The organism is Candidatus Bathyarchaeia archaeon, from assembly GCA_041447175.1.
Taxonomy (GTDB): domain Archaea; phylum Thermoproteota; class Bathyarchaeia; order Bathyarchaeales; family Bathycorpusculaceae; genus JADGNF01.
On record CP166960.1, the window covers coordinates 1,547,731 to 1,570,058 of the forward strand.

The window sequence follows — 22,328 nt, forward strand, 5'->3', positions numbered from 1 at the left end:
TAAACATGCATGATAATTCAGGTATGCGGGTGTTTGAAAAAGAAAAATGGTGAGGATAGAATAAAGGATAGAAAAAGTGAGGCGAGATGGCCGCTTATTCGGTGTATTCTCGGTGTTCGTCGTCATTTGAAGATGCTTCGGGCAAGCTCTCTTTTGCGGAGTGAATTGCCACCTGTGGAATTTCTTCGGAGATTTCTACGGGAGCGTCTGCGACTGCTTCTTGTTGCGCCTCTACTGGCGCTTCCTGAAAAGGGTTCTCCACAATCTCCTCCTCTACGGGCTGTAGAAGTTCCTGCTGTACAACGTCGGGTTCGGCAACGTCAAATTCGTCTAATGGACGTTTCTCGATGATTTCTTCTTCAACAACTGCAACTGGTTCTGGAGCTGCAATTTCTTCCGTAATGGGCATTTCTTCAGCAACTGGAGCTTCAATAACTGGAGTTTCTATCTCCATGGTTTCTGGGGCGGGCTGCTCAATTTCCGTCTGTTCAACAACTGCTTCTTCTACGATTGAGGGCTCTTCGACTGGAAATTCCACGATTGGCGCTTCCTCAACTACGGGTTGTTCCACAATTGCAGGTTCTTCCACAATTGGAGCTGTTTCTTCCATCGCGGGTGCTTCTTCTATTGGAGCTTGCTCAACAGTTGGGACTTCCACAACTGCTTCGGGTTCGGGGGCAACCTCAACTGGTTCAGCCACTGGCTCGGGGGTAGCTGCAAGAACAATGTCAACTTGAGAGTCTGCAGGAGCTTGCTCAACTGGTTCAGGTTCGGGTTCCAGAGCGGGAGCTTCTGCGATGTGGGCTTCTAAGGTTGGCTCGATTGGTTCTGCAACTGGTTCGAGAATAATTTCTGGCGGGGCTGCAACAAATTCAGCAGGTGCAACTTCGAGCGGGGTTGCTTCGACGGCTGCAACTGCTGCCTGGGCTGTTTCTTGGGGTTGTTCGGGGGCAACTTCAAGGAGGGGGGTTTCGGCAGTTGGAAGGGTTGGTTCCGCGATGGTTGGTTTACAGAGTTGGTCCATTGCGGCTTGGATTGTTTCGAGTTCGTGCTTGGCGGTTTCTAGTCCGTTGGTGAGGAGGTTTATTTCGAGGGTGTAGGTGTTTTCGTCGATTTCTCCTGCGACGTGTTGGATTTCGTAGTTTGCAAGGAGAATTTCTAGGGTTTTGATTTGGTTCTGGAGGTCGGCGGATTTTGCTTGCATTTTGCTGACGAGTTCTTGTTGCTGTTTTTCGATTTCTGCAATAGCGGCGGCTATTTCTGCTTTGAATGAGTCATGGGTTGATTGAGAAATCTTGCCTTTTTCAAACAAGCTGTCCAGTGCTTGCTGCTTCTTCTTGGCTATCTCGTTTTCTTCGTTTAGACGGTTAAAGGAATGTTTCCATGAAATCACTTTTAGGCACCGTGCACACATAGGGACAGCATGGGAAATAACGTTTGTTAACATGCACATATATCGCTGCCAGATAAAAACGGGTTGAGCAGCGTAGAAAAATGAAATTATGCATACAAAAAGCCGTTGAATCTATAACTGGTTATATCATTAAACAGTTAAAAAATACATGGAGACAGAAGCGCAACTAAACACCCAAAGGTGTAAAATGGAGTAGCGGCTGGAAACACTTTGACGCGTTGCTCTACGCACGCCATCCCTCTCTTTTTCTGCAGATTGCATTTGGGTTGCTTTTTTGTTTCTGGAGGTGGGTTATATTTTTCTTGCGTCACAGAAAGGCAGAGGAAGGTTATAGAAGGCGCATATTGCTCGAAACTGGCGGTCCACTACATGGTGCTTGTGACTTAAACAGCTGGGCTTAATTTTTTGGATTGCGCCGTTTGAGGGTGAAAAAGGCGATCAGAAGGAGGACTGCTGTTGCGGTTGTTGCCCCTGCTATTATGCCGATGTTTTCTGCGGAGGGAGAGGTTTGTTTTGCGTCGGGGGATTCAACTTGGCGAGGCGGTTGCTCGGTGGGAGGGGGAAACTGGGAGGGGGAAGCTGAAAGTGAAGGTGAAGACAAAGTTGGAGTAGGGGTTGGTTGAGGTGATTGAGTTAGAGAAGCCGTGGGCTGCACTAGTTGAACATCTACCTCGGCGACGGAAGCATTTACGACTTCGAAATACACCGTTTCAGAAGAACATACGCCACCTTCAGAATTCCCTGCATATGCGGTGACGCTGTGAACTCCAGCGGCCAAAGTGTCCAAGTTTGCCTTGCCATTCGCGGTTACGTTTGCGTTGCCATCCAAGCTGTAGCCCAGCCAGGGCACGTCTGCGGTGGCAAAAAAAGCCAAGGGCACACTGCTTACTGGGTAGGTTGTGTTTGCGGGTTGCATTATGGTCAGTGTGTATTTGAGGTTGACGGGTTTACTGAGGGGATGATGGTCCACATTGTTATCATTCATAACCACTGCAGAGTCGTAGACTCCTAATTCAGGGACCTCGTTGGCGGTTGGATGCTTGGCTGAATAGTCGCTCCAGAAGTTGCCCTCTTTGCCGTCATCCCAGAGGTTGAAAGAGGCGTTTGCGGGGTAAGTTTGGTAGGGGTAGCCGCCAACGTTGTTAACGAAGTCGTTGTGATGAATCAGGTTGTTGCCTACCGAGCCAGTTATTGTTAGAGCCCAGCTTTTGCTCCAAGCGATGTTATTGCGTGTTATGAGGTTGTTGACGGATTCGCCGACATGAAGCCCTTTTTCTGAGCTGTACAGTATCGAGTTTTCTAAGAGGGTGTTGTTGCCGCCTCGGTTAATGGTGAACCCTTTTTTGCTGTGCGTTATGTAGTTGCGAGTGAAAGCGTTGTTGTCGCAGTCGTCTAAATGTATGCCAAAGTTTTCGTTAAAGGACATCCTGTTCGTGGACACCTCATTAAATCCCGATGCCTCCATGTAAAATCCGTCAGAGTTGTTTGCTACCAGATTTCCTGAGAGTAGGTTGCCAGAGGAGCCCCGCATTACTATACCGGCTTGGTTGTTGGTTATGATGTTTCGGGTGATTGTGGAGTTGGTGACGCCGACAAGAAGCATGGCTTGCCGCCGGTTGGTTATGTTGAGGTTTTGAACGGTTATGTTGGAGCAGCTAAGAAGAACCACATAACCAACGTTGGGGGGAACCGTTTTGTTGTTTTGCCATATCCAGTAACAAATCGGCGAGCCATCAACAATGTTGGAGTAATCAAACTCGTCAACAAAGCGGTCCTCAAAATTCACATCGTAAGTGTTATTGACTAAACAATTACTGCGAAATACGTTCGACTGCGAGTATGTGAGAATTCCGTATGTGTTGTTCGCGATGTTGTTTGAGGTGATTGTGTTGTTTTGGGAGTTGAAGAGAGCGACTCCTTTGTCGTTGTTGGTGATGTTTGTTTGGGTAACTGTGGAGTTAGTTGTGGAAATCAAAACGATGCCTTGCCCGTTGTCGGATAGATTCAGATGTCGCGCCGTTATGCCACTGCAGTTGATGAGCGCAACGTAGCCAGCGTTGAGGGGCACTGTTTTGTTGTGTTGGTTTACCCAGTAGTATATGGATTTGCCGTTTATGGTGTTTGAGGCGTCAATGTCGTTGATGAAACTTTTTAGGGGTAGGTTAGTTGCGTTTTCGCAGTCGACCCAGAGGTTAGGTCCCGCCCCCAACATTGAATTGCTGCGCAAAACGTTGTTGACTGAGTTTTGAATGAATATACCACCTCTCGAAGTGAAACGGTTTCCCGAAATAAGGTTCCCTGTTGCTGCATCAGCCAAGGCTACTCCGTACTGATTGGACACAAAAACGCTGTCACAAACGGCGCAGTTACGGGAATTGCTTAGAAAAACCCCATACCCAAATCCGGTCACATACAGGTTTTTGAGCGTGACGTTAATTCGTGCCTTCAAAGCTACAGCGTCCTGACGCCCCAAAGCAGGCATCGTCTTCAGCATGGTGTAGCCTGCACCGTCAATGACAATGTTATCTCGCTCAACTTCAATAACAAAGTCGGTTATGTTCCCAGTGAAAAAGTAAACGTCGCCGTCGCATCTTATCGGCGCAGTTGAGGGCGTGATGGTTCCGTTGGCTGTGAGGCAAATTTGTTGCAGGGGAGGATAAAGGAAATTTGCTTCAGCCACTTTAAGCTGACTAAAACTTAAGCCAACGGGAAACAGAAGCAAAAACGCGAACGCAGCAACCAGCAGTTTTTTTCTAATCAACCAGAACCCTCCGCTTAAGCCGCTTCACATACGTATATCCAAGGGTGCTTAAACCAGCGACTACCGCTAGAAGTACAGCTGGAAAATTTAGTGTGCTCCACGAACTTGATGGGGACACTGAGTTTTTGGCGGGAAGTGTTGATTTTGAAGAAATACTCTCAGCGGGAGAGGGGGAAGAAAGGGAAGGTTCGGTAAAGCTTGGGGAATTTAAGGGTTCGTATAGGGGAAAAACAGATTCGTTCATGGTAAATTGGTGTCGTCGGTCGCTGAATGAGAATATGTGAGGTGGAGAGAAGAAGCCCACACCCAGCAAAGAGTAGTCTTCCCCTTCGAAAGTGTAGCTCCAATCAAAATCAGGCGTATCACGAACAGAAATATCTAGTTTAAGGTTACCGTCAACTTTGGAAAGCGGTTCAACCACTGCAACTTCTTGAAGCAGGTCATCCATGTCGCCAATTGTGGAGTCGTTTGTGAACTGTTCGTATCTTTGGAGAAAATCGTGTGCCAATTCAAGGGGGTCATCCGATGGGGGCTCTATATAGGGAATTGGGTCAATGTTGCCTACGTCATAATAGACAAGACACCAAGTGAGGTATTTACCTCGGAACTCAAAAAGTGAATGAACTGAGCCACCTTCCTCGAAGGTTAAGACTACTCTTCCTCCTTTTTGTCCGCGCGTGCCTAATTCGGGGCTGTTGTCGCCAGTCTCATAGGACACATGAACAGTGCATTGGGAGGTGTCGATGTGCAAAACATCCTTAAAGAAGGTGAGCAGTTGAGTTACTTCGTCGGAAAACTCGGCGTGCACCTCAGGCAACTGAAACATTGGCGCCGCGGCAAGAGATAAGCAAAGTAGAGCCACAAATAACTGGGGTTTTTTAAAGCCACCCATTCTGCATCAACCGTTCCTTGAAAAGAAACGGGTCTTTTTAGAAAATAAAAGGGTTCTTGTAAGGGTTTTTTGACAAAAACAAAGAACACCAGAAACCAGTTAGGTCAAAAATTCTTGACTAACAACAAGGAAGCCTAAGCAAATGGCTACACTGCCAAACATTCCCGACTTCCATAAAGGGGAATTAGGCGCTTTCCAGAAGCGTCTGCAAAAGCCTAATCGCCGACCACGCAGCTAAAGCGCTGGTGTGAGGGTTATCGGGGTGGGGGTCGTTTGCGAAGCGCAGAAGCATTTCGCCAAACCGCCATTTAAGCTGGATTTCGTGGGTGTTGCGAGTGACAGAGGGGTCGGAGATGACTTGCACTTTCACTTTTACGGGGCGAACGGTTAACGCTAAAGTTGCAGCGACATTCATGGCTTTGGGAAACGTTTTGGCGGCATCCTCGGCGGTGCCCTCATAAACGACTTCGGGGGCGGTGTTGGTTTTGTCGAAGGCTTTGGGGTTTTTGCGTGAAGCCAAAACCACCTCGTCGACGCCGGCCATGGTGGCGCTGGATATGGCGTCTAAGCCTCCGATGGCTCCTGCAGGCACATGCACACGGTTCAGGTCAACAGGTAGGTCAAGCAGGGCACCTGTGCTCATCACAATCAACTCGATGCCTGCCGCTGCGATTTTGGGAACGTATTCTTTGGCTGCCTGCTGTGAAGCCGCCTCCACAATCACGGTGGGTTTGCGGTCCAGCAACGCCTCAAAACTGTCGACGATGGCGACGGGGAAATTGAGGACGCGTTTAAGCTGCTGTGCCTTTGCCTTGTCCACGTCAAAAACAAGCAACTCATCGCATACGACCAATCTGCGTTGGATAGCTTCTGCAAGAACCGTACCGATGGCACCACAGCCAATTAAACCAACAGTCTTCATTTTCTGGCTCCGTTAATTGGGTTTAGCGGCAACTTGGTACTCTGCAACGAACCGCACTGTGGGGAACAGGGGGAGTTCTCTGCCGTTGCCCTCTTCAGGCAGCACCACCAACGTGTTAACTTTGAGGGCGCCCACGATGTCAACTTTGCCTTCTTCCAGTGCTTCTGCTGCGGAATGGTCGCCTGCGTAGACGGTGAGGTTAGTTATTGGGGTGTTGAGGGACATGCGTTTTTCGGCTTTTTCCCTGCGGACTTCGCCGATGAACTCCACGATGACATCGCCGCGTTTCTCCGCGTGCTCGTCCACCCATGCCTCGTTAACCTGTGGCCACGGTGCCTGCTGGAGGCTCTGGTAGCCTTTGTCAGGGGCGTACATGGTTTGGTAAATTTCCTCAGTTAAATGCGGAACCACCGGCGAGAGCATTTGCAGAACGCGGTAGAGCACTGTGTATAGCGTGTACTGCGCGGCGGTCCTCTGTTCTTGCCCGTGGACTTCGGGTCGGTATAGGCGGTCTTTGACGGCTTCTACGTAGGCGTCGCAAAAAACGTGCCAAGTGAAGTTGCGAAGCTCCTCCACAGCAAGGTTGAACTGGCACTTCTCAAAGGCATCGGTGACTTTAGCGGTTACTTTTTCGGTTTTGCTAAGCATCCAGCGATCCAGCGGTTCAAGCTGCAACGCAGAGGGGTCTTGGATGGGTTGGTAGTCGGAGAGGAGTTTGCTAGTGAAGCCTGACACGTTCCACAGCTTCACAAGAAAGCGTCTGCCGTATTCGACATCTTGGACGCGGTAGGGGATGTCAGAGCCTGTTGCGCCGCCTCCTGCTGCCCACTGGCGAATGGCGTCGGATCCGTACTTGTTGAGGGCTTCGGGCGCGGCAACGTAGTTTTTGAGGGATTTACTCATTTTTCTGCCGTCCTGCCCCAACACCATACCGTTGATAAGCACACTTTTGTAGGCGGTTTCGCCAAACAGCGCCAAATGCCGCACCATAAGGTAGTACGCCCAAGTTCGGATGATGTCGGTTCCTGACGGGTGAACGCTGGCGGGGAAGAGGCGTTTCCAGTCGGCTTTGTCGGGCCAGCCCGCGTGGACGGCGCAGGTGATGGAGCTGTCCATCCAGGTGTCGAACACGTCGGTTTCGCCCGTGAATTGGGTGCCGCCGCATTTGGGGCACTTCTCGATGCGGGGGGCTTCAAGTTTAGGGTCGATGGGGACCCAGTCGGGCTCGGCAAGGATAAGCTCGCCGCAGCTGTTGCAGTACCAGACGGGGATGGGTGTTGCGAAGAGCCGTTGGCGGCTGATGACCCAGTCCCAGTCCAAGGAGCGCGCCCAGTCGATGAGGCGGTTCTTCATGTAGTCAGGGTACCAGACCACTTCGTTGGCGGCTTTTTCTACCGCTTCGGTTAAGTCGCGGGTTTTCATGAACCACTGTTTGCGCTCCAAAATCTCCACATGCGCCTTACAACGGTCACACACACCCACTTCCTGTTGGATTTTTTCAGTGTGGTCCAGCAAACCGGCGTCGGTGAGGTCTTGGACGATGGCGGCGCGGGCTTGGTTTATGGTTAAGCCGTGGTATTTGCCGCCGTTCTCATTAATACGCCCGTTCTCCGAGAGAAGCATGATGACGGGGAGTTTGTGTTTCATGACGGTTTTCACGTCTTCTTTATCCCCATAAGTGCAAATCTGCACCACGCCAGTGCCGAATTCGGGGTCAACGGATTCTTCGCCGATGATGGTTACGGTGCGGTTTACGATGGGCACCACAATTTTTTTGCCGATGTACTTGCTAAACCGCTCATCCGAAGGGTTCACTTCCACTGCGACGCAGGCGGGGATGAATTCGGGGCGGCTGGTGGCAATCATCAGATGCTCGTTTGTGCCCTCCAATGGGTAACGAATGTAGTGCAGTACGCCGTCGCGTTTAACGTGGTCCACTTCGGCGTCGGCTATGGCGGTTTCGTCGCGGGGACACCAGTTAACGGGGTGCGTGCCACGGTACATGTAACCCTTCTGATGCAGCAAAATGAAGCTGAGCTGCGTGCGGCGCCAGTAGTCGGGGTCCATCGTTTTGTACTCGGTGCTCCAGTCGATGGATGCACCCAGCTTCAGGATGCCTTCCTTCATCATGGCAATGTACTTTTCGACCAGCGCCATGCACATTTTGCGGAACTCGTCAGGGGGCAGGTCGCGTTTGCGGATGTTGTTGGCTTTTTCGACCTGGATTTCGATGCCTAAGCCGTGGCAGTCCCAGCCCTGCGGAAACAGCACGTTAAAACCGCGCAGGCGCTTGTAGCGAGCGACTATGTCAAAGTAGGTCCAGTTGAGCACGTTGCCCATGTGAAGCTCGCCCGACGGGTAGGGCGGGGGTGTGTCTATGCTAAAGGGCGTCCGTGCGGTGTCGTTCCAGTCGTAGCGGAATATGCCCAATTCTTCCCATCGCTGTTGCCATTTGCGTTCAATTTCGATGAAGTTGTACTCTTTCGGCAAGGCTTGCATGCAAACTGTTCTCCTGTAAACGTTCAGGCTTTAGAAAAACTATGGTAGCACCTAAAAACATTATCCCACTCACAAACGCAACCTTCAGAATCTCATCAGCAAGCACCAAGACCTAACTCACAAATGTTTTTTAAAAAAATAACTCGACAAACAGACCAAAAAAAAGTCAATCACCATCGAGTCAATCCCGAATTTCAAAAACATAACCTAAACTGTTGGCAACCTTGGATTTCTATTGGAAGCAGTTTTGGTTATTTGATAGAGCTTTGCTGGGAATACACAGTATCAGTTCGTCAACAGCGAATATCTATATACCGAAGCGAACACGAAGCAGCCAACATAAAAAAAATATAAAACACTGAAAAACAGCAAGCAATTTATCTAAAAGTGGTTGTCATGCATAGCAAGCGCTCGGCAACAACAAAATGGAAAACAAAAAATCAGGGTTAAAAGAAAAAGTGCACCCTGAAGTGTTATATCAAGCCTAAGGTGGCTATCAGGAACAGCGCATAAATTATCAAAAACACTGTGCCCTCTTTCCAGGTTAGCTGTCTTCTGGACAGGAAATGTGAAAAGAACACGTTTGCTACCATGGCGAATATTATCAGGTTTAAGAAGACATTCATGTTAAACGTCAACGGAGCGCCGACAAGTGCTGGCACAAAGAGCGCAATCCCTAAAATCAATGTGGTGTTGAAGAAGCTGGCGCCGACGATGTTGCCTAACGCAAGGTTCGGATGCCCACGAAGGATGGATTTTATGCTGATTGTTAGTTCAGGTAAGCTTGTGCCCGCCGCAATTATCGTTGCACCTATCACCTGCTGAGACACGCCCATTGACGTGGCAATAAAAATTGCGGATTCAACCAGAAAGTTGGCGCTTATCACTACACCTAACGCGCCCAGCACCGTAAACAAGATATACTTTTTGAGACTACCGCGCTCTTGTGGTTCTACTTCTATGTCTGTTTCCTCTGTGGTTACTTTAACTTTGGACAGCCTGTACATGTATCCCGCAAAGATAACCAAAAGGAGCAAACCTACAAGCCACGCTGCCTGCGTTGAAGTGTAAATGAGTACAAGAGGAACCAAAGAGGACACGAAGAGTCCAAACTCGATGTTGCTGAACTCTGACTGTACAAAGGAAGGAATAATGTTGCATGAGGAAGCACTGGTTTTGTTCTGGTTTTTCCCGAAATTCAGCTTCAGACCCAGAAGTATTGCGCCTAAACCCAAGATTACGGTGATGTTAAATATGTTTGAGCCTAAGGCGTTTCCTATGGATAAGGGGGCGCCTCCAGATAACGCAGCCGACAAAGCCACAGTTAACTCAGGTAGCGTAGTCGCCAGAGAGATTAAGGTGAAGCCAACAGAGGTTTTTCCAAGCTTGCCCAGCGCCGCCACTTTGGTGGCGTAGTTTATAACTATGTTGCTTGTCCAGTTCAGAAACACTAATGCAACAACAATTACCAAGATGTTTCCGAGGAATCCGTAGTCCGCCATTTATCCTCCCGCTCCCCAAGGTAAATCATGATTTGTATATTGCGCAGAGCATCTTTAACCAAAATATTAACCTTGCTGCTTGAGCTTTCTCAATTCTTCACCGTGCTATGCGCCTCAGAAACAAGCCTATGTAAAGGATGCCCGTTTGCTAATGAAGGCACACTTTTTTGGTGGCTGGTGTAAGTGCCTGTTCTTGTTGGAGAACGCCCTGTTCTTTGGGGAGAGTTAAATTTACCCAACGTAACATAACAGTAGGTGGAACCTTGAAAAGAAACTTGGTTATCCTTCTTTCCTTTGCGGTGTTAGCTATTTTAGTCGCGGGCACCGTCGTTTACAGCCAAGTAAACCCAAACCATACACAACCGCCAGCGGCTTCGCCTTCAGAAGAACCCCCACAATCCTCCACGGCTTCAACAACTACTGCAAACACCACCCCTTCACCGTCTGCCTCTCAAACGGTTTCTTCCCCCTCCCCTGAACCCTCACCCACCGACCACCCAAATTCCTCGCTACCTTCTGCTTCTCAATCTCCTCCCTCACCAACGACCACTCTGATGCATACACCTACAGTTTTTGATATTGTAGTTCCTGGCGATTACTCTCATATTCAGGAAGCTGTTGACCACGCCTTTGATGGCGCAGCTATTCTTGTGAAGACGGGCATATACAATGAATCAGTAACCGTCAACAAGCCACTGTGGCTGGTCGGAGAAGACAACCAAACAACAATAATCGACGCCCACAGCGTAGCCCCAGACATGTGTATCCTCGCGGATAATGTCAACGTTACGGGTTTCTGCATGATAAACACCGCTATTCCAGCGCAGGGAAACTGGATGTTCTATTGGGAATACGTCCCCGCAAAGCAGCTGCAGAATATTCAAATGAGTAACGTCAGCGGCTGCAACATCTACCACAACGTTTTACATAACAGCAGCGTCGGAGTGGACCTTTCAGACTCAAAAAGTAATCGTGTATTTGAAAACGAGTTCTGCGGCAACGGCGAAGCTGTGCACATTTCAGGAGGTAGCCACTTTGTCGTTAATAACGTGATTGCGAACCGCAACGGTGGAGGCACAGGTTTAGCGATTGCTTCAAACCACAACACCATAATCAACAACACCATAACGGAGGGTACAGGCGGAATCTGGTTCATATCCGGCGAAAACAACACCCTCATAGGCAACAAGCTCCAGGGCAACTTCATCAGCTTGCTTGCGGGGTCAACTGAGCCGTGGTTGGACTACGATAACGCTGTCGATTCCTCAAACACCATCAACGGCAAACCCATCTACTATTGGATAGACCGCGCAGGCGAGACTGTGCCGTCGGATGCGGGCGCAGTCATATTGGTCAACAGTACTCGCATGACCATCAAAGACTGCGTCTTTCCGCAGAGCACCTATGGGATAATGCTTGTAAACACCAACCAGTCCACGGTTGAAAATAATCAGCTTGCCGTTTTAGACCCCAATCAACTTGAGCAGTACCATACACCTGGCGTTCCCCTGTATATCCTATTGTTAAACAGTTCTGGCAACCAGCTAAACAGCAACCAGGCAACTCTCTGGCTGAACACCTCATCAACGAACACGCTAACACAGAACACAGGTGTCATTCGGCTTAGTGGTTCAGACCATAACCAAATCACTCAGAACAACGTGACCAAAATCGGCTTCATGTCTATAGACTGGTCGGGTATTGTTCTGAGTCAATCCTCAAACAACACCATAAATGAAAACGACATTTGGGGTAACAGCGCAGGCGTGGGAGTAGATGGAGGCGCCACGTTCAACCGCATAATCAACAATAACATTCATGGGAACGCTCAAGGAGGCATCGTGCTTGGGACAATGGGTTCAGGAACAAAAAATAACCTCATTTGTGGCAACAACATCACCGACAACGGCAACGAAGGTATACTCGACTCAGCCTTTGGCACCCAAATCATAGGTAACAATCTCCCAAAAAACAGCGGCAACGGCATTGAATTGAGTAATAGTGTTAACTGTACCATAATGGGAAATGTTATCGAAGGCTTCTTTTTCGGAATGTACCGCAACAGCGCCATAAATTGCACCATAGTCGCTAACAACGTCAGCCTAAACACCAGATATGGACAGTACGGCATCTGGTTCCAATCTGAAGCACCAGGAACATTTTACCACAACAACTTCATATCCCCCATAAGTTTTGACCACTCCGACTATACCGCTAACGTCTGGGACAACGGCATGGAAGGCAACTGGTGGTACTTTTACACGGGAACCGACGCAGACGGCGACGGCATAGGAGACACACCCTACGAAATCGGACCCAACAACATCGACTACTACCCCTTAATCAACCCGTTCGACATCACCACAGCCATTCCACAAACCGTGCCATAGCCCTCGCTTTCCTTTTTTGGGCACATCGGATTAAGGCGAGAAAACCCTTTTTTGGTATAGCCGACATGGTCTTCTAATTGGCAGTTAACGGGGCAGTTGAATGAAACTGGAAAAGTACATGAAGCAAGCGGTAGAAGAGGCGAAAGCAAGTTTACGCGAAGGAAACAAAGGGTTTGGCGCAGTCATCGCTAAAAATGGACAAGTTGTGTCGTCTGCTCATGACACGGAGTGCACCGAAAACGACGCCACAGCCCACGCAGAACTTCTCGCTATCCAAAAAGCCTCACGCAAAGTGGGCAAAAATCTTTCAGACTGTATCTTGGTTTCAACGCATGAACCGTGTCCCATGTGCGCCACGGCTGTGATTTGGTCGGGTATAGCCGAAATCGCCTACGGATTCTCAACCAAGGAAGCGATTAAGCAGGGAAGAAGGCGGATAGACCTGTCTTGCGTGGAGCTATTTCACAGGGCAGGCGTAAAGGTTGTTGTACATGAGAAAGTGTTACATGAAGAATGCACGGTTTTGTACCGAGAAGACGTTAGGGCAGAGATTAGGAAGCTTCGTAACGCAAACGATGAAGCTCTGAAGGCGCTTAATATCAATTCAGCCCAAAGGCGGGTTAAGTGGTTTAAGGAAAATCGGGAAAAGCTTGAGGATGTCATAACCAAAGACATACTGGATTCAGGCTATAGGCTACTTTTAGAACGGTTGGGCATCACGGAAGATCAAGCTCCAGTTGTATCAAGAACTGAACACGAGATTGTTTTCCATTCCCAAAACTTCTGTCCCACTTTGGAAGCCTGCAAAATACTTGGCGTAGACACAAGAATCATTTGTAGAAAACTAAACGAAAACGCAACTGACACGTTGCTTAAGCAAATTGACCCGCATCTAGAGTTTTCAAGAAACTACCAAAACCTAAGACCTTACACAAAGTATTGTGAAGAGAGTATTCGCATAGCAGAAAAGTGAGCTCTATAGAGCCCGCATTGGTTGGGTATCGAATTGTTAATTAGCTCCAAGAGCCAGTATCCTTGTAAGGTGTTTTTCTTGTCAACCACAATTGAGCCGACCGCTCCAACCAAAATTTCTCAAGCATACCTTAAACCCCGAGGAAAAGTCCACCCCAGCCCCGCCTCATGGCAGGACCAAATCGTGTATTTTTTGCTTCCCGACCGATTCAGCGACGCCAACGAAGCAACCCGACCCCTCTTCAACCGCGCAACCCCAGAAGCGCATCTAGCAGACAAGGGCAGGTGGATGGCAAGCGGCAAAACCTTCCAAGGAGGCACCATAAAAGGAATCACCAGCAAACTCGGCTACATCAAAGACTTAGGCGCCACCACACTTTGGGTTGGACCCGTCTGGCAGCAAAGACCAGACCTTAACGACTCCTACCACGGATACGCCATCCAAAACTTCCTTGATGTGGATTCACGGTTTGGGACGCGGCAGGATTTGCGGGACATGGTGGATGCAGCTCACGATTTAGGGTTGTATGTGCTTTTGGACGTGATTTACAATCATTCAGGCAACAACTGGTTCTACCAAAACGAGGAAGGATACGCCAGCGACATTTTGCCGTACCGTTTTGAGCCGCCCTACCCATTTGGCTGGTGGCGAAACCAAAACGGGCGCCCTGCAACACAAGCTGCAACCGCCCAAGACGGCGTGTGGCCCGTTGAATTCCAGAACCCAGAGTGGTACACTCGCGCAGGAAAAATAGAGCATTGGGACCCCGCAGACTGGGAAAACCCCATGCATGATGACTGCGAGTTTCGAAGAGGCGACTTCTTCAACCTCAAAGACCTCAACCACAGCAAAAACGAAGTTCTCTCCGCCCTCATCCGCGCCTACCAGTACTGGATTGCCTTAAGCGACTGCGACGGCTTTCGCATAGACACCGTCAAACACACGTCGTTTGAGGCGTCCCGCAACTTCTGCGGCGCCATCCGCGAATACGCCGAATCCATAGGCAAAGAAAACTTCCTACTCTTAGGCGAGGTAACGGGGGGCGCGAAAATGATAAGCAACTATCTGGACATTTTTGGCATGAACATCGACGCAGCCCTTGACATAGGCGAACCTGCAGACCGAATCGCCGACATGACCAAAGGCTTTGGCAACCCCCAAGACTTCTTTAACCAGTTCGGCGGCAAAGACCAAGACCAATTTGGCAGCCACCGCGTAATCGGACGCTACCACGTCTCCATATTGGACGACCATGACAAAGTGGGTTCCCGCGGGGGAAAACGCCGCTTCAGCGCAGGCAACAACATCAAACATAAACACCAACAAGCCGCCCACGCGGTAGGCGTGCAACTGACGACTTTGGGGATTCCGTGCATTTACTACGGCACCGAGCAAGCCTTTGACGGCTCCGAAGACCAACACGACTCAGCCATCGAACCCACAACATCAGGCGACGTCCCCTACGGCGACCGCTACATCCGTGAATGCATGTTCGGCGGCAAATTCGGAGCCTTCCAAACCCAAGGCTGCCACTTCTTTGACCCCAAAAACCCCACCTACATGCGCATCGCCGCCATCGCCCGCATACGCAACCAGAAAAACATGGTTGGCTTAGCACTTCGCCGCGGCAGACAATACCTGCACAAAACCGCCAAACCACCAGACGCCCAGTTTGCGTTACCTTCCGCGGGAGACATCGTGGCGTGGTCGCGAGTCTTCTTTGACCAAGACGTTTTGGTTGCCCTTAATACGAATGGGGAAAAAGAGCAGACTGCAAGGGTTCTGCTGGACTCGCGGTTTCACCCCAAAGAGTCGAGCATGAGTTTTCTGTATTTGAGCGACTGGACTGACGCGGAGCTGGCAAAGGTTCCCAACCCAGCAAGGGCGGTTCCTGTGGAGTACGTTGAGGGACAGGCAACTGTTTTGGTGCATTTGCCCGCTGCGGGAATGGCAATCTTAGCGTAACGAAGGCGAATCGGCTCAGTCAAGGCTTAAACCGATAAGCCTTTTAGGCTGAGTTCAAATCTTTCTTTAAAAGGTAATTCGGGGAGCTGGGAAATGACCCGGCTGAGAGGACAGTTCCTTCTGTCGACCCAATGAACCTGACCCAGATAATACTGGCGGAGGGAAAAAACAGTGAACCTAAACGCAAAAAACTATAAATCAAACCAGATTTCTCAATCCAAAAAAATTTCTTTAACCGCAATTATGGCTGCATTAATCGCAGTTACAACCATAATCGCCATACCCCTTCCACCCCCACTTTCAACCATAAACTTGGCGCCGGTGATAATCTTCACCGTAGCCATTCTTTTGGGACCAAAAGTTGGGGGCGCAGCCACGGCCATAGGATGCGCAATCGGCTACTTAACCGGCATAAGCGTCGGAACCATAGTTGTTCCCCCAGGCTTTCAATACATCTACCTGTTCGGATTAATTGCCGCCCGAACCCCAATGGCAATAGCAGTCGGGTTGCTGCGCAAAAAGAGCGAAATCGCAGGAATGACGCTGGGTGTTGTGGTGGAGACTATGATTTTCTTTGTCATCGACCTTGCCATGTTTGGCATAGCATTTGCCATATTTGACCTTGGGGTGTTCATTGACTTCGTGTTTGTACCCATCACCTTTGTTGTGCTCATTGCAGTCCGCAGGATGCTAAACAGCAAATATTTAGCTTAGATGAAAGAAATGAATGAAAAAACGGTGTACACCGAGGAAAAAACCGCCAAAGAATACGAAGCATACTACAAAACCAAGTACCGCAGAGCAGATGCTCTGGAAAAAAAGCTGCTGGAAAAAATGCTATCACAATTTAACGATATCAGTCAAGTGTTAGAGGTTGGTTGCGGAACAGGGCACTTCACAAAATGGATGGCAACACTGGGACTGCAATGTTACGGCGCTGATGTATCAAAGCCCATGCTGCAAGAAGCAAAAAACACGTGGACCCAAAGCTGCCTTGTTCAGTGCGAAGCAACACAGTTGCCCTTCGCAGCCCAATCCGTGGATATAGTTGCGTTCATAACAAGCTTAGAGTTTATCCGTGACCCCCAAACGGCGCTATCTGAAGCTTTGCGGGTTGCCAAGAAGGGTTTGGTTATTGGGCTGCTCAACAAATTCAGCCTCTCAACACTAACAAAACAGGTCAAGACGACTTCAGGAAGAAGCAGGCACTACCAAAATGCACACTTCTACGCCGTAAAGGACATAGAACAAATGCTAAAGCAAACCCAAACCAAGCGAAAGGCAATGGTGTGGGATACAACGGTTTTTCCATCGGTTTTCGGAGACCTCGAATCGTCCAGTTTACCGTTTGGAGCGTTTCTGGGCATCGCCGTAAAAGTGGAGCATGAATCAAATGAGTGAAATCGGCAAGTTTCCAATAGACTTGATTGAAAGAACAGTTTATGCTCATTTAGGAGCCAAAAACCAAGCGGTCCTTGTCGGTCCAGGTCACGGCAGAGACAACACTGTAATCCAAGCTAATGGCGACCAAGTTCTCATCGCAACCGCAGACCCATTATCAGTCATTCCTGCTCTGGGCTTCAGAGATTCAGCTTACATATCGATACATCTTCTCGCGTCAGATTTAGCAACATGTGGGTTTCCACCCAGATTTTTCATGGCAAACCTCAATCTACCGCCCCACATGAAGAACGAAGAGTTTGAGGAATACTGGAACTGCATCGACGAGGAATGCAAGAAACTTGGGGTAGCCATTGTGGGTGGACATACAGGCAGATATGTAGGCTCCGACTACACAGTCGTGGGTGGGGGCGTGATGATGACGTTTGCCCCAAAAGACCAATACGTAGACAGCACCATGAGCAAACCAGGAGACGCCGTGCTAATGACCAAAGGCACCGCAATCGCCACAACCGCTATCCTCACACGGGTTTTCCCCCAAACCATCGAAAACGCCTTCGGCACAGCCTTCCTCAAAAAAGCGCACGCCTACTTGGAGAAGTTCAGTGTAGTGGAAGATGCCTTAGCGGTTGCTTCGGTGGGGCGCAGAGAAAAAGGCGTAACCGCAATGCATGATGTCACGGAGGGAGGCTTAACGGGTGCACTTTATGAACTAACGGAGGCGTCGGGCGTAGGAGTAGAAGTGGACCTGTCAAAGGTCCCCGTAACCAAGGAAGCAAAGCAGATATGCGAGTTGTTTAACCTCTCACCTTACTCTACATTAAGTGAAGGCACCCTGATTGCGACAGTTAAACCTAAAAAAGCAGATGAAACCCAGCAAGCGCTGAAGGAGAAGGGCATAGAAAGCGCGGTCATCGGAAAAATCATTAGCCAAAAAGAAGGCAGATGGATCAAAACCGAAGGAAAAAAGAAGCCTTTGGAAAAACCCACCGTTGACCCGTATTGGGCGGCATATTGGAAAGCAACACAGGAAGGCTGGAAATAAACATGTCCAAGCTGGAAGGATTGTATCTGGTTGTTTCGCCAATACTGCCCACGGATGCACTACTTTTTGCGGTTGAAAGGGCTTTGGAGGGCGGTGTTGACATAGTGCAGTTTTTGTCAGAGCAAGAAAACAGTGAAGTTCGAAAGGTGGCAGTGAAATTGGCAGAATTGACTCAGGGGCGCGATAAGCCTTTTCTCATAAACACGGACATAGCCTTAGCTAAAGAAGTTCAAGCGGATGGGGTTCATTTTGACAACTTGGAGACGGTTCCTGCGGAAGTAAGAGAAGCCTTGGGTGAAAACTGTATAGTAGGCTACACAGTTAACGCGGATATGGAAAAGTTACGCTGGGCAGAAAATGTGGGTGCTGACTATGTTTCGTTTTGCGCTGTTTTTCAAACATGCACCAGTTCACACTGCCCGATAGTGCCGTTAGAAAAAATAAGTGCCGCCAGAGCTGAGACCGGGCTTTCGATGTTTGCGGCTGGAGGCATAAATTTGGAGAATGTGGAAAAAGTTTTGGCGACAGGCGTGGATGGCGTTGCGGTTGCGTCTGCGTTACTTAGGGCGGAAAACCCTAAGCAAACAGCTATGGCTTTTAAGGATAGAATCCTCAAACGCCACAGCTAAACGAGGCAGTAGTTATCTTTTCATTTCGTCAAGCATGAAGGCTACGATTTCATCAGCTATGTTAACTTTGGTCACCATCTGCAGCCCCTTCCATCCCGGCTGACTGTTGACATCGCAGATTTTGGGTCCGTCGGGTCCCTCAAGAATGTCCACACCGCTGACTTTGGCACCCACCGACTGCGCCGCTCTGACAGCCATATCTTCAAACTCCTTGCTCAGCGTTATGGGAACGGGTCGGGCGCCTTGGCTGTAGTTGGTTTTCCAGCCGTCCGCTTCTCGCCGCATAGCCGCCACAACATGGTCGCCAACCACAAAAACGCGGATGTCGGAGGTGCCGTGCTCCACAAACTCCTGCAGGTAAATGACGCCATGCTGGAAGGTAATGGCTTTAAAGACTGTGAGGGCAACTTCGGGGTCGTTGACGCGGGTTGCGCCTATGCCTCGACTGCCAAAAACGGGTTTGATGACGACATCGCCACCCAGTTCATTGAATGCCTCCAAAGCCCAGTTAGCGCTCTCGGTTGCGAAAGTGCGCGGGACAGGCACACCGTTGTCTTCAAGAATGGAGAGTATATCGTATTTGTCGACGCAGTGTTCGATGGCTTCTGTGGGGTTGATGAGGTAGAAGCCTTCGCGTTCCAGCTTATAGAGCATGTCCATACGGAACACGAGCTCTTCAAGACTTCCGCGTCCGATGGGGCGGATGAGCAAGGCGTCGAGGTCTTGGAGCAAATCTACATCTTGAAGGTTAATGTCTTTGGCTTTGAAGTAGGGTTTGCCTCCAAGCTGAGCGATTAGTCGGGGAAAAGTGAAACAAACATAAGGTATGCCGCGTTTGGTGAGTGATTCTCGGACTTGGGTGCTACTCCAAGCTTCCATGTTTCGTGTTGCTATTCCAATCTTCACGTAGGGTTCTCCTGCGGACTTTATCCTTCAAAAATGCATTTGGTTTGGGCTCTTAAAGTTTCCGCGGGAAAAACCACGCTTGCGCCCGACAAGCTGCAATTATTAAATACAAAAATCAATATGCAGATAAAATTCTTATAGGGAGTTAGTTAAACTACAATAGAAAACTATTCGTGGAAAAGGGAAAGGCTTTGGCGAAAACAGAAAACAAGTGCATCGTGATTCTGGCAGTTTTAGTGTTTACGTTAGCATTCATGGGGATAGGTGCCTTTGGGGTAGTACAGGTTAATGCTGAACCCACAGTATCGTTAAAGCTTCACAAGGACTTTGGGTACAGCAGCTTTGGCAACGACGCCCAAGGCAACTGGACAGTACAAGCCAACGTTTCAGAAGACACCACACGGGTCGAATTCTACCTTGACGATGAACTGCAACTTGACGACACCCAGACACCATTTGCATGGTCCTACAACACCGATGAATTCCCTGAAGGTCTGCACACCCTGAAAGCGGTGGCTTACGACGCAAACGGAGACACTGCAGCCGCAGAAACCCAACAGAACTTTGTTCCATACCCAGAAGGCTTAACGACAACTATCATAATCGTGGTTGTAGTAAGCATCGTGGCTGCGTTAATTGCCGCTATAGTCATGATGAGAAGAAACGACAGCAAAAAACACTAGGCCAACAACAGCTAGAACGGGTGAATGAAGGCAACCATTTGATGGGCGTTCTCAAATTTTGGCTCCAGCGGCAACTGCAGGTAGGCGCCGTTTTGGTTGAAGTAGGGTTCGCCTTTACGGCTAAACAACGTGAGCACTTTGCCGTTGTGGTTAATTTTGTAGCCTGCCTCAGCGGGTTCATGTCCCCGTATGAGAATCTGCGCATCTAACGCCCCCAGAACCTCCTCGGTGACTTCTTGGCCAAAAACGTAACCAGCCCCCCTTGGAGAAGTTCCTAAACGGCGGATTTGCTCGTCAGGGTCGCTCCAAAGCAACTCCTCAAGAAACGTCGCTTTGGGATACAGTTGTTGGGCGTTGGCGAGGTCTTGGAGACTTCGAAGGTTGTGGGGTAGTCCACCGTGAACCATGAGGTAACGTTTCTCCACGTAAACCGCGACCTGCAAGTGACAAAAGAGTTCTGTGAGTCGTTGATACACGTCATAGCCGTTTTGCTTGAATTTGCGTTGCAGGTATTCGGGCAGGTCATGGGGAGAAGCCATCAAATCAGGGGGACCTTCATGATTTCCCTGCAACAACACAACTTGCAGGGGAAAAGCCAACTTAAGCTCAAGCACGCAGTAAATCAGCTCAGGCGACAAGGCACCACGGTCGCCGTAATCCCCCAAAAAAATCATCGACGCAAACTTGTCGCGTTCCAGTTTGTCAAGAAAACCGCTCTGCTCCAAAATGACGCGTAGACTGTCAAGGTCGCCATGCAAGTCCCCAACAACCAACGCCTCCCCCACGGGTTTGAGAGTGACCAACTTGCCCGTCACCGTTAGGTTTTCGGTGCTTTTTGGGTCGGAAAGTACGTGAATCGCTTTTTCTACTACTTCGAGGTAAGCGTTGGCTGCTGCGGCTTTGGACTCCTGAATTATTTGTGGAAAATCCATGTGGGGACCCTATTGGATTTGGATTTGTTTACCCATGAAACTGAGAACGTTTGCTTCTATGCTTTTCTTGAGGTGTTGCGCCCTGTCTTTAAGGTCTTGAGCTTGATTTGCCTTCATGCGCTCTTCATCCTCAATGCTGCCTTTTCGGACTTTGAGCGTTTCCATCTGCTGCGTAAGCAGGGTCAGGCTGTTTTTTGCCTCTTCCATTTGCGGCGAATCCAGCAGCTTCCGTTTGAGATTGGAGACATCAACGCACCGTTTGTGTAGAGTTGTTAAAGCTTCTGACTTGAGGATTTCGTCTACGTCTTGTTGGGCTTTACGTTGCTTGTCGGGTTTTAGCTTCAGCTTGTCTTCTGAAAGCAGGTTGGTGAATTTTTCTAAAATTCCCTTTAGCATGGGGCATCCTGGCTGCTCGGACACGATGGCATCAAAGGGGTTGTCCATGTAGAGCCCAATCATCTTTAACTCGTTAGGTGTTATACCGCCGCCTCCGCCGTACGTGGCTAATGCCTGCATTTTCAGAAAGGGCTTTTGCAGGTGCCGTAAAGTCTGTTTCAGCTCGTTGCTTAATTCATCCACTTCAGCGTCAAAACTGCCCAGTTGCTCCAGCGTGTCATTGCCCTTAACTTGAGCCATTTTATGCTGCAACGCCTCAATTTCCTTCTCCAACAAAGAACGTTCCTCTTGCAGGTTTGATTGTTCAGTTTCGATGCCGACGATTTGCTGCTCAACGTTCTGCAGTTCAGCGATGAGTTGGTAGGTTTTCTCCAGTGTCTGGGATTTGATGTATTCTTTGGTTACGAATTCAATGAAGGCTTTGGCGGTGAACTTGGTTTTTTCGTAGGTGGCGAGGAATTTTCGGCGGTCCATGATGAAGAAGGGGCTGATTCGGGGGAACCAGTTGCGAACGTCGACTTCGATGACGGCAAGGGTTTTTTGGATTTCGTTGGCATAAATGTTGATGCTATCAAAGGAGACCTGGTCGGGGGCTTTGAGCTTCTTTAAGCGGTCCATGAAGATGCCGGAAAGTTTGTTGAGGGCACGGGCGCGGTTGTAAAGTTTCATGTTGCGTTTTTCGATTTCTTTTTGGCTGTTGTCGTTGAGCATTTTGCTGGCGTCACTGAGGCTTTGGAGGGCGTTTTGGGTTTCGTCACGGTGTTTTTGGGCTTGAGCTTGAACGGGGTTAAGGATGGAGCCTGTTTCTTGTTCAAGCCAAGTTTTGAGGCTGGAGGTGGAGAAGGTGGGTTGGGTCAAGGCGCTCACTGGTGATTATTTAGAGTTTGAAGTATTTATCAAATTTCCCAAGTTACAACTGCGAAATGAAATTTTTATGAATTTAACAGGAGGCGTTCTCCACGGCAGTACAGGTTTTCCTTCATACTATCGACTGCCGTTTTGAAAGCTAATCATTTTT

General features: G+C 49.2%; 17 protein-coding genes and 1 riboswitch. Of the genes, 8 read left to right on the forward strand and 9 right to left on the reverse strand.

Features of this window, described 5'->3' with window-relative positions; translation table 11 throughout:
• Nucleotides 1-94: 94 nt before the first annotated feature.
• The 6 genes from ACBZ72_08035 to ACBZ72_08060 all read right to left on the reverse strand — a co-directional run bounded on the left by ACBZ72_08035 (nt 95) and on the right by ACBZ72_08060 (nt 9,990).
• Nucleotides 95-1,393 (reverse strand): CdvA-like protein, encoded by a 1,299-nt coding sequence (locus ACBZ72_08035; protein ID XES76127.1) that lies wholly within the window; start codon nt 1,391-1,393, stop codon nt 95-97.
• A 418-nt stretch (nt 1,394-1,811) separates the two neighbouring features.
• Entirely contained in the window at nt 1,812-4,175 is a 2,364-nt protein-coding gene (locus ACBZ72_08040) for a nitrous oxide reductase family maturation protein NosD (protein XES76128.1), read from the reverse strand.
• Nucleotides 4,168-5,067, reverse strand: a complete 900-nt coding sequence (locus tag ACBZ72_08045) for a hypothetical protein (GenBank protein XES76129.1) — start codon at nt 5,065-5,067, stop codon at nt 4,168-4,170. Before ACBZ72_08045 ends, ACBZ72_08040 begins: the two co-directional genes overlap by 8 nt.
• Nucleotides 5,068-5,251: 184 nt before the next feature.
• Nucleotides 5,252-5,989 (reverse strand): aspartate dehydrogenase domain-containing protein, encoded by a 738-nt coding sequence (locus ACBZ72_08050; GenBank protein XES76130.1) that lies wholly within the window; start codon nt 5,987-5,989, stop codon nt 5,252-5,254.
• A 12-nt stretch (nt 5,990-6,001) separates the two neighbouring features.
• Nucleotides 6,002-8,488 (reverse strand): valine--tRNA ligase, encoded by a 2,487-nt coding sequence (locus ACBZ72_08055; GenBank protein ID XES76131.1) that lies wholly within the window; start codon nt 8,486-8,488, stop codon nt 6,002-6,004.
• A gap of 473 nt (nt 8,489-8,961) precedes the next feature.
• The gene (locus ACBZ72_08060) at nt 8,962-9,990 is read right to left on the reverse strand and encodes a sodium:calcium antiporter (protein ID XES76132.1); all 1,029 of its coding nucleotides are present in this window, start codon (nt 9,988-9,990) and stop codon (nt 8,962-8,964) included.
• Between the two features lie 263 nt (nt 9,991-10,253).
• Here ACBZ72_08060 and ACBZ72_08065 point away from each other — a divergent pair, with 263 nt between their 5' ends.
• From ACBZ72_08065 to ACBZ72_08095, 7 genes are all read left to right on the forward strand, one after another.
• Complete coding sequence (locus ACBZ72_08065; GenBank protein XES76133.1) at nt 10,254-12,380, forward strand: nitrous oxide reductase family maturation protein NosD; 2,127 nt, start codon at nt 10,254-10,256, stop codon at nt 12,378-12,380.
• Between the two features lie 100 nt (nt 12,381-12,480).
• Entirely contained in the window at nt 12,481-13,353 is an 873-nt protein-coding gene (locus tag ACBZ72_08070; GenBank protein ID XES76134.1) for a nucleoside deaminase, read from the forward strand.
• Between the two features lie 69 nt (nt 13,354-13,422).
• Complete coding sequence (locus ACBZ72_08075; GenBank protein ID XES78669.1) at nt 13,423-15,318, forward strand: alpha-amylase family glycosyl hydrolase; 1,896 nt, start codon at nt 13,423-13,425, stop codon at nt 15,316-15,318.
• 69 nt (nt 15,319-15,387) lie between these two features.
• Nucleotides 15,388-15,499, forward strand: a riboswitch (TPP riboswitch).
• Nucleotides 15,490-16,032, forward strand: a complete 543-nt coding sequence (locus ACBZ72_08080; GenBank protein XES76135.1) for an ECF transporter S component — start codon at nt 15,490-15,492, stop codon at nt 16,030-16,032. It overlaps the preceding riboswitch by 10 nt.
• A gap of 9 nt (nt 16,033-16,041) precedes the next feature.
• On the forward strand, nt 16,042-16,719 hold the full coding sequence (locus ACBZ72_08085; GenBank protein ID XES76136.1) for a class I SAM-dependent methyltransferase: 678 nt from the start codon (nt 16,042-16,044) through the stop codon (nt 16,717-16,719).
• Entirely contained in the window at nt 16,712-17,764 is a 1,053-nt protein-coding gene (locus ACBZ72_08090) for an AIR synthase family protein (GenBank protein XES76137.1), read from the forward strand. Before ACBZ72_08085 ends, ACBZ72_08090 begins: the two co-directional genes overlap by 8 nt.
• A gap of 2 nt (nt 17,765-17,766) precedes the next feature.
• Nucleotides 17,767-18,393, forward strand: a complete 627-nt coding sequence (locus tag ACBZ72_08095) for a thiamine phosphate synthase (GenBank protein XES76138.1) — start codon at nt 17,767-17,769, stop codon at nt 18,391-18,393.
• Between the two features lie 12 nt (nt 18,394-18,405).
• Here ACBZ72_08095 and ACBZ72_08100 read toward each other — a convergent pair whose 3' ends face one another.
• Entirely contained in the window at nt 18,406-19,299 is an 894-nt protein-coding gene (locus tag ACBZ72_08100) for a RimK family alpha-L-glutamate ligase (protein ID XES76139.1), read from the reverse strand.
• A gap of 191 nt (nt 19,300-19,490) precedes the next feature.
• Here ACBZ72_08100 and ACBZ72_08105 point away from each other — a divergent pair, with 191 nt between their 5' ends.
• Complete coding sequence (locus tag ACBZ72_08105; GenBank protein ID XES76140.1) at nt 19,491-19,982, forward strand: Ig-like domain-containing protein; 492 nt, start codon at nt 19,491-19,493, stop codon at nt 19,980-19,982.
• Nucleotides 19,983-19,993: 11 nt separating this feature from the next.
• Here the strand turns inward: ACBZ72_08105 and ACBZ72_08110 are convergent, their stop codons facing one another.
• On the reverse strand, nt 19,994-20,914 hold the full coding sequence (locus tag ACBZ72_08110; protein XES76141.1) for a metallophosphoesterase family protein: 921 nt from the start codon (nt 20,912-20,914) through the stop codon (nt 19,994-19,996).
• 9 nt (nt 20,915-20,923) lie between these two features.
• Nucleotides 20,924-22,168, reverse strand: coding sequence for a hypothetical protein (locus tag ACBZ72_08115; protein ID XES76142.1), 1,245 nt, complete (start codon nt 22,166-22,168; stop codon nt 20,924-20,926).
• Nucleotides 22,169-22,328: the final 160 nt, after the last annotated feature.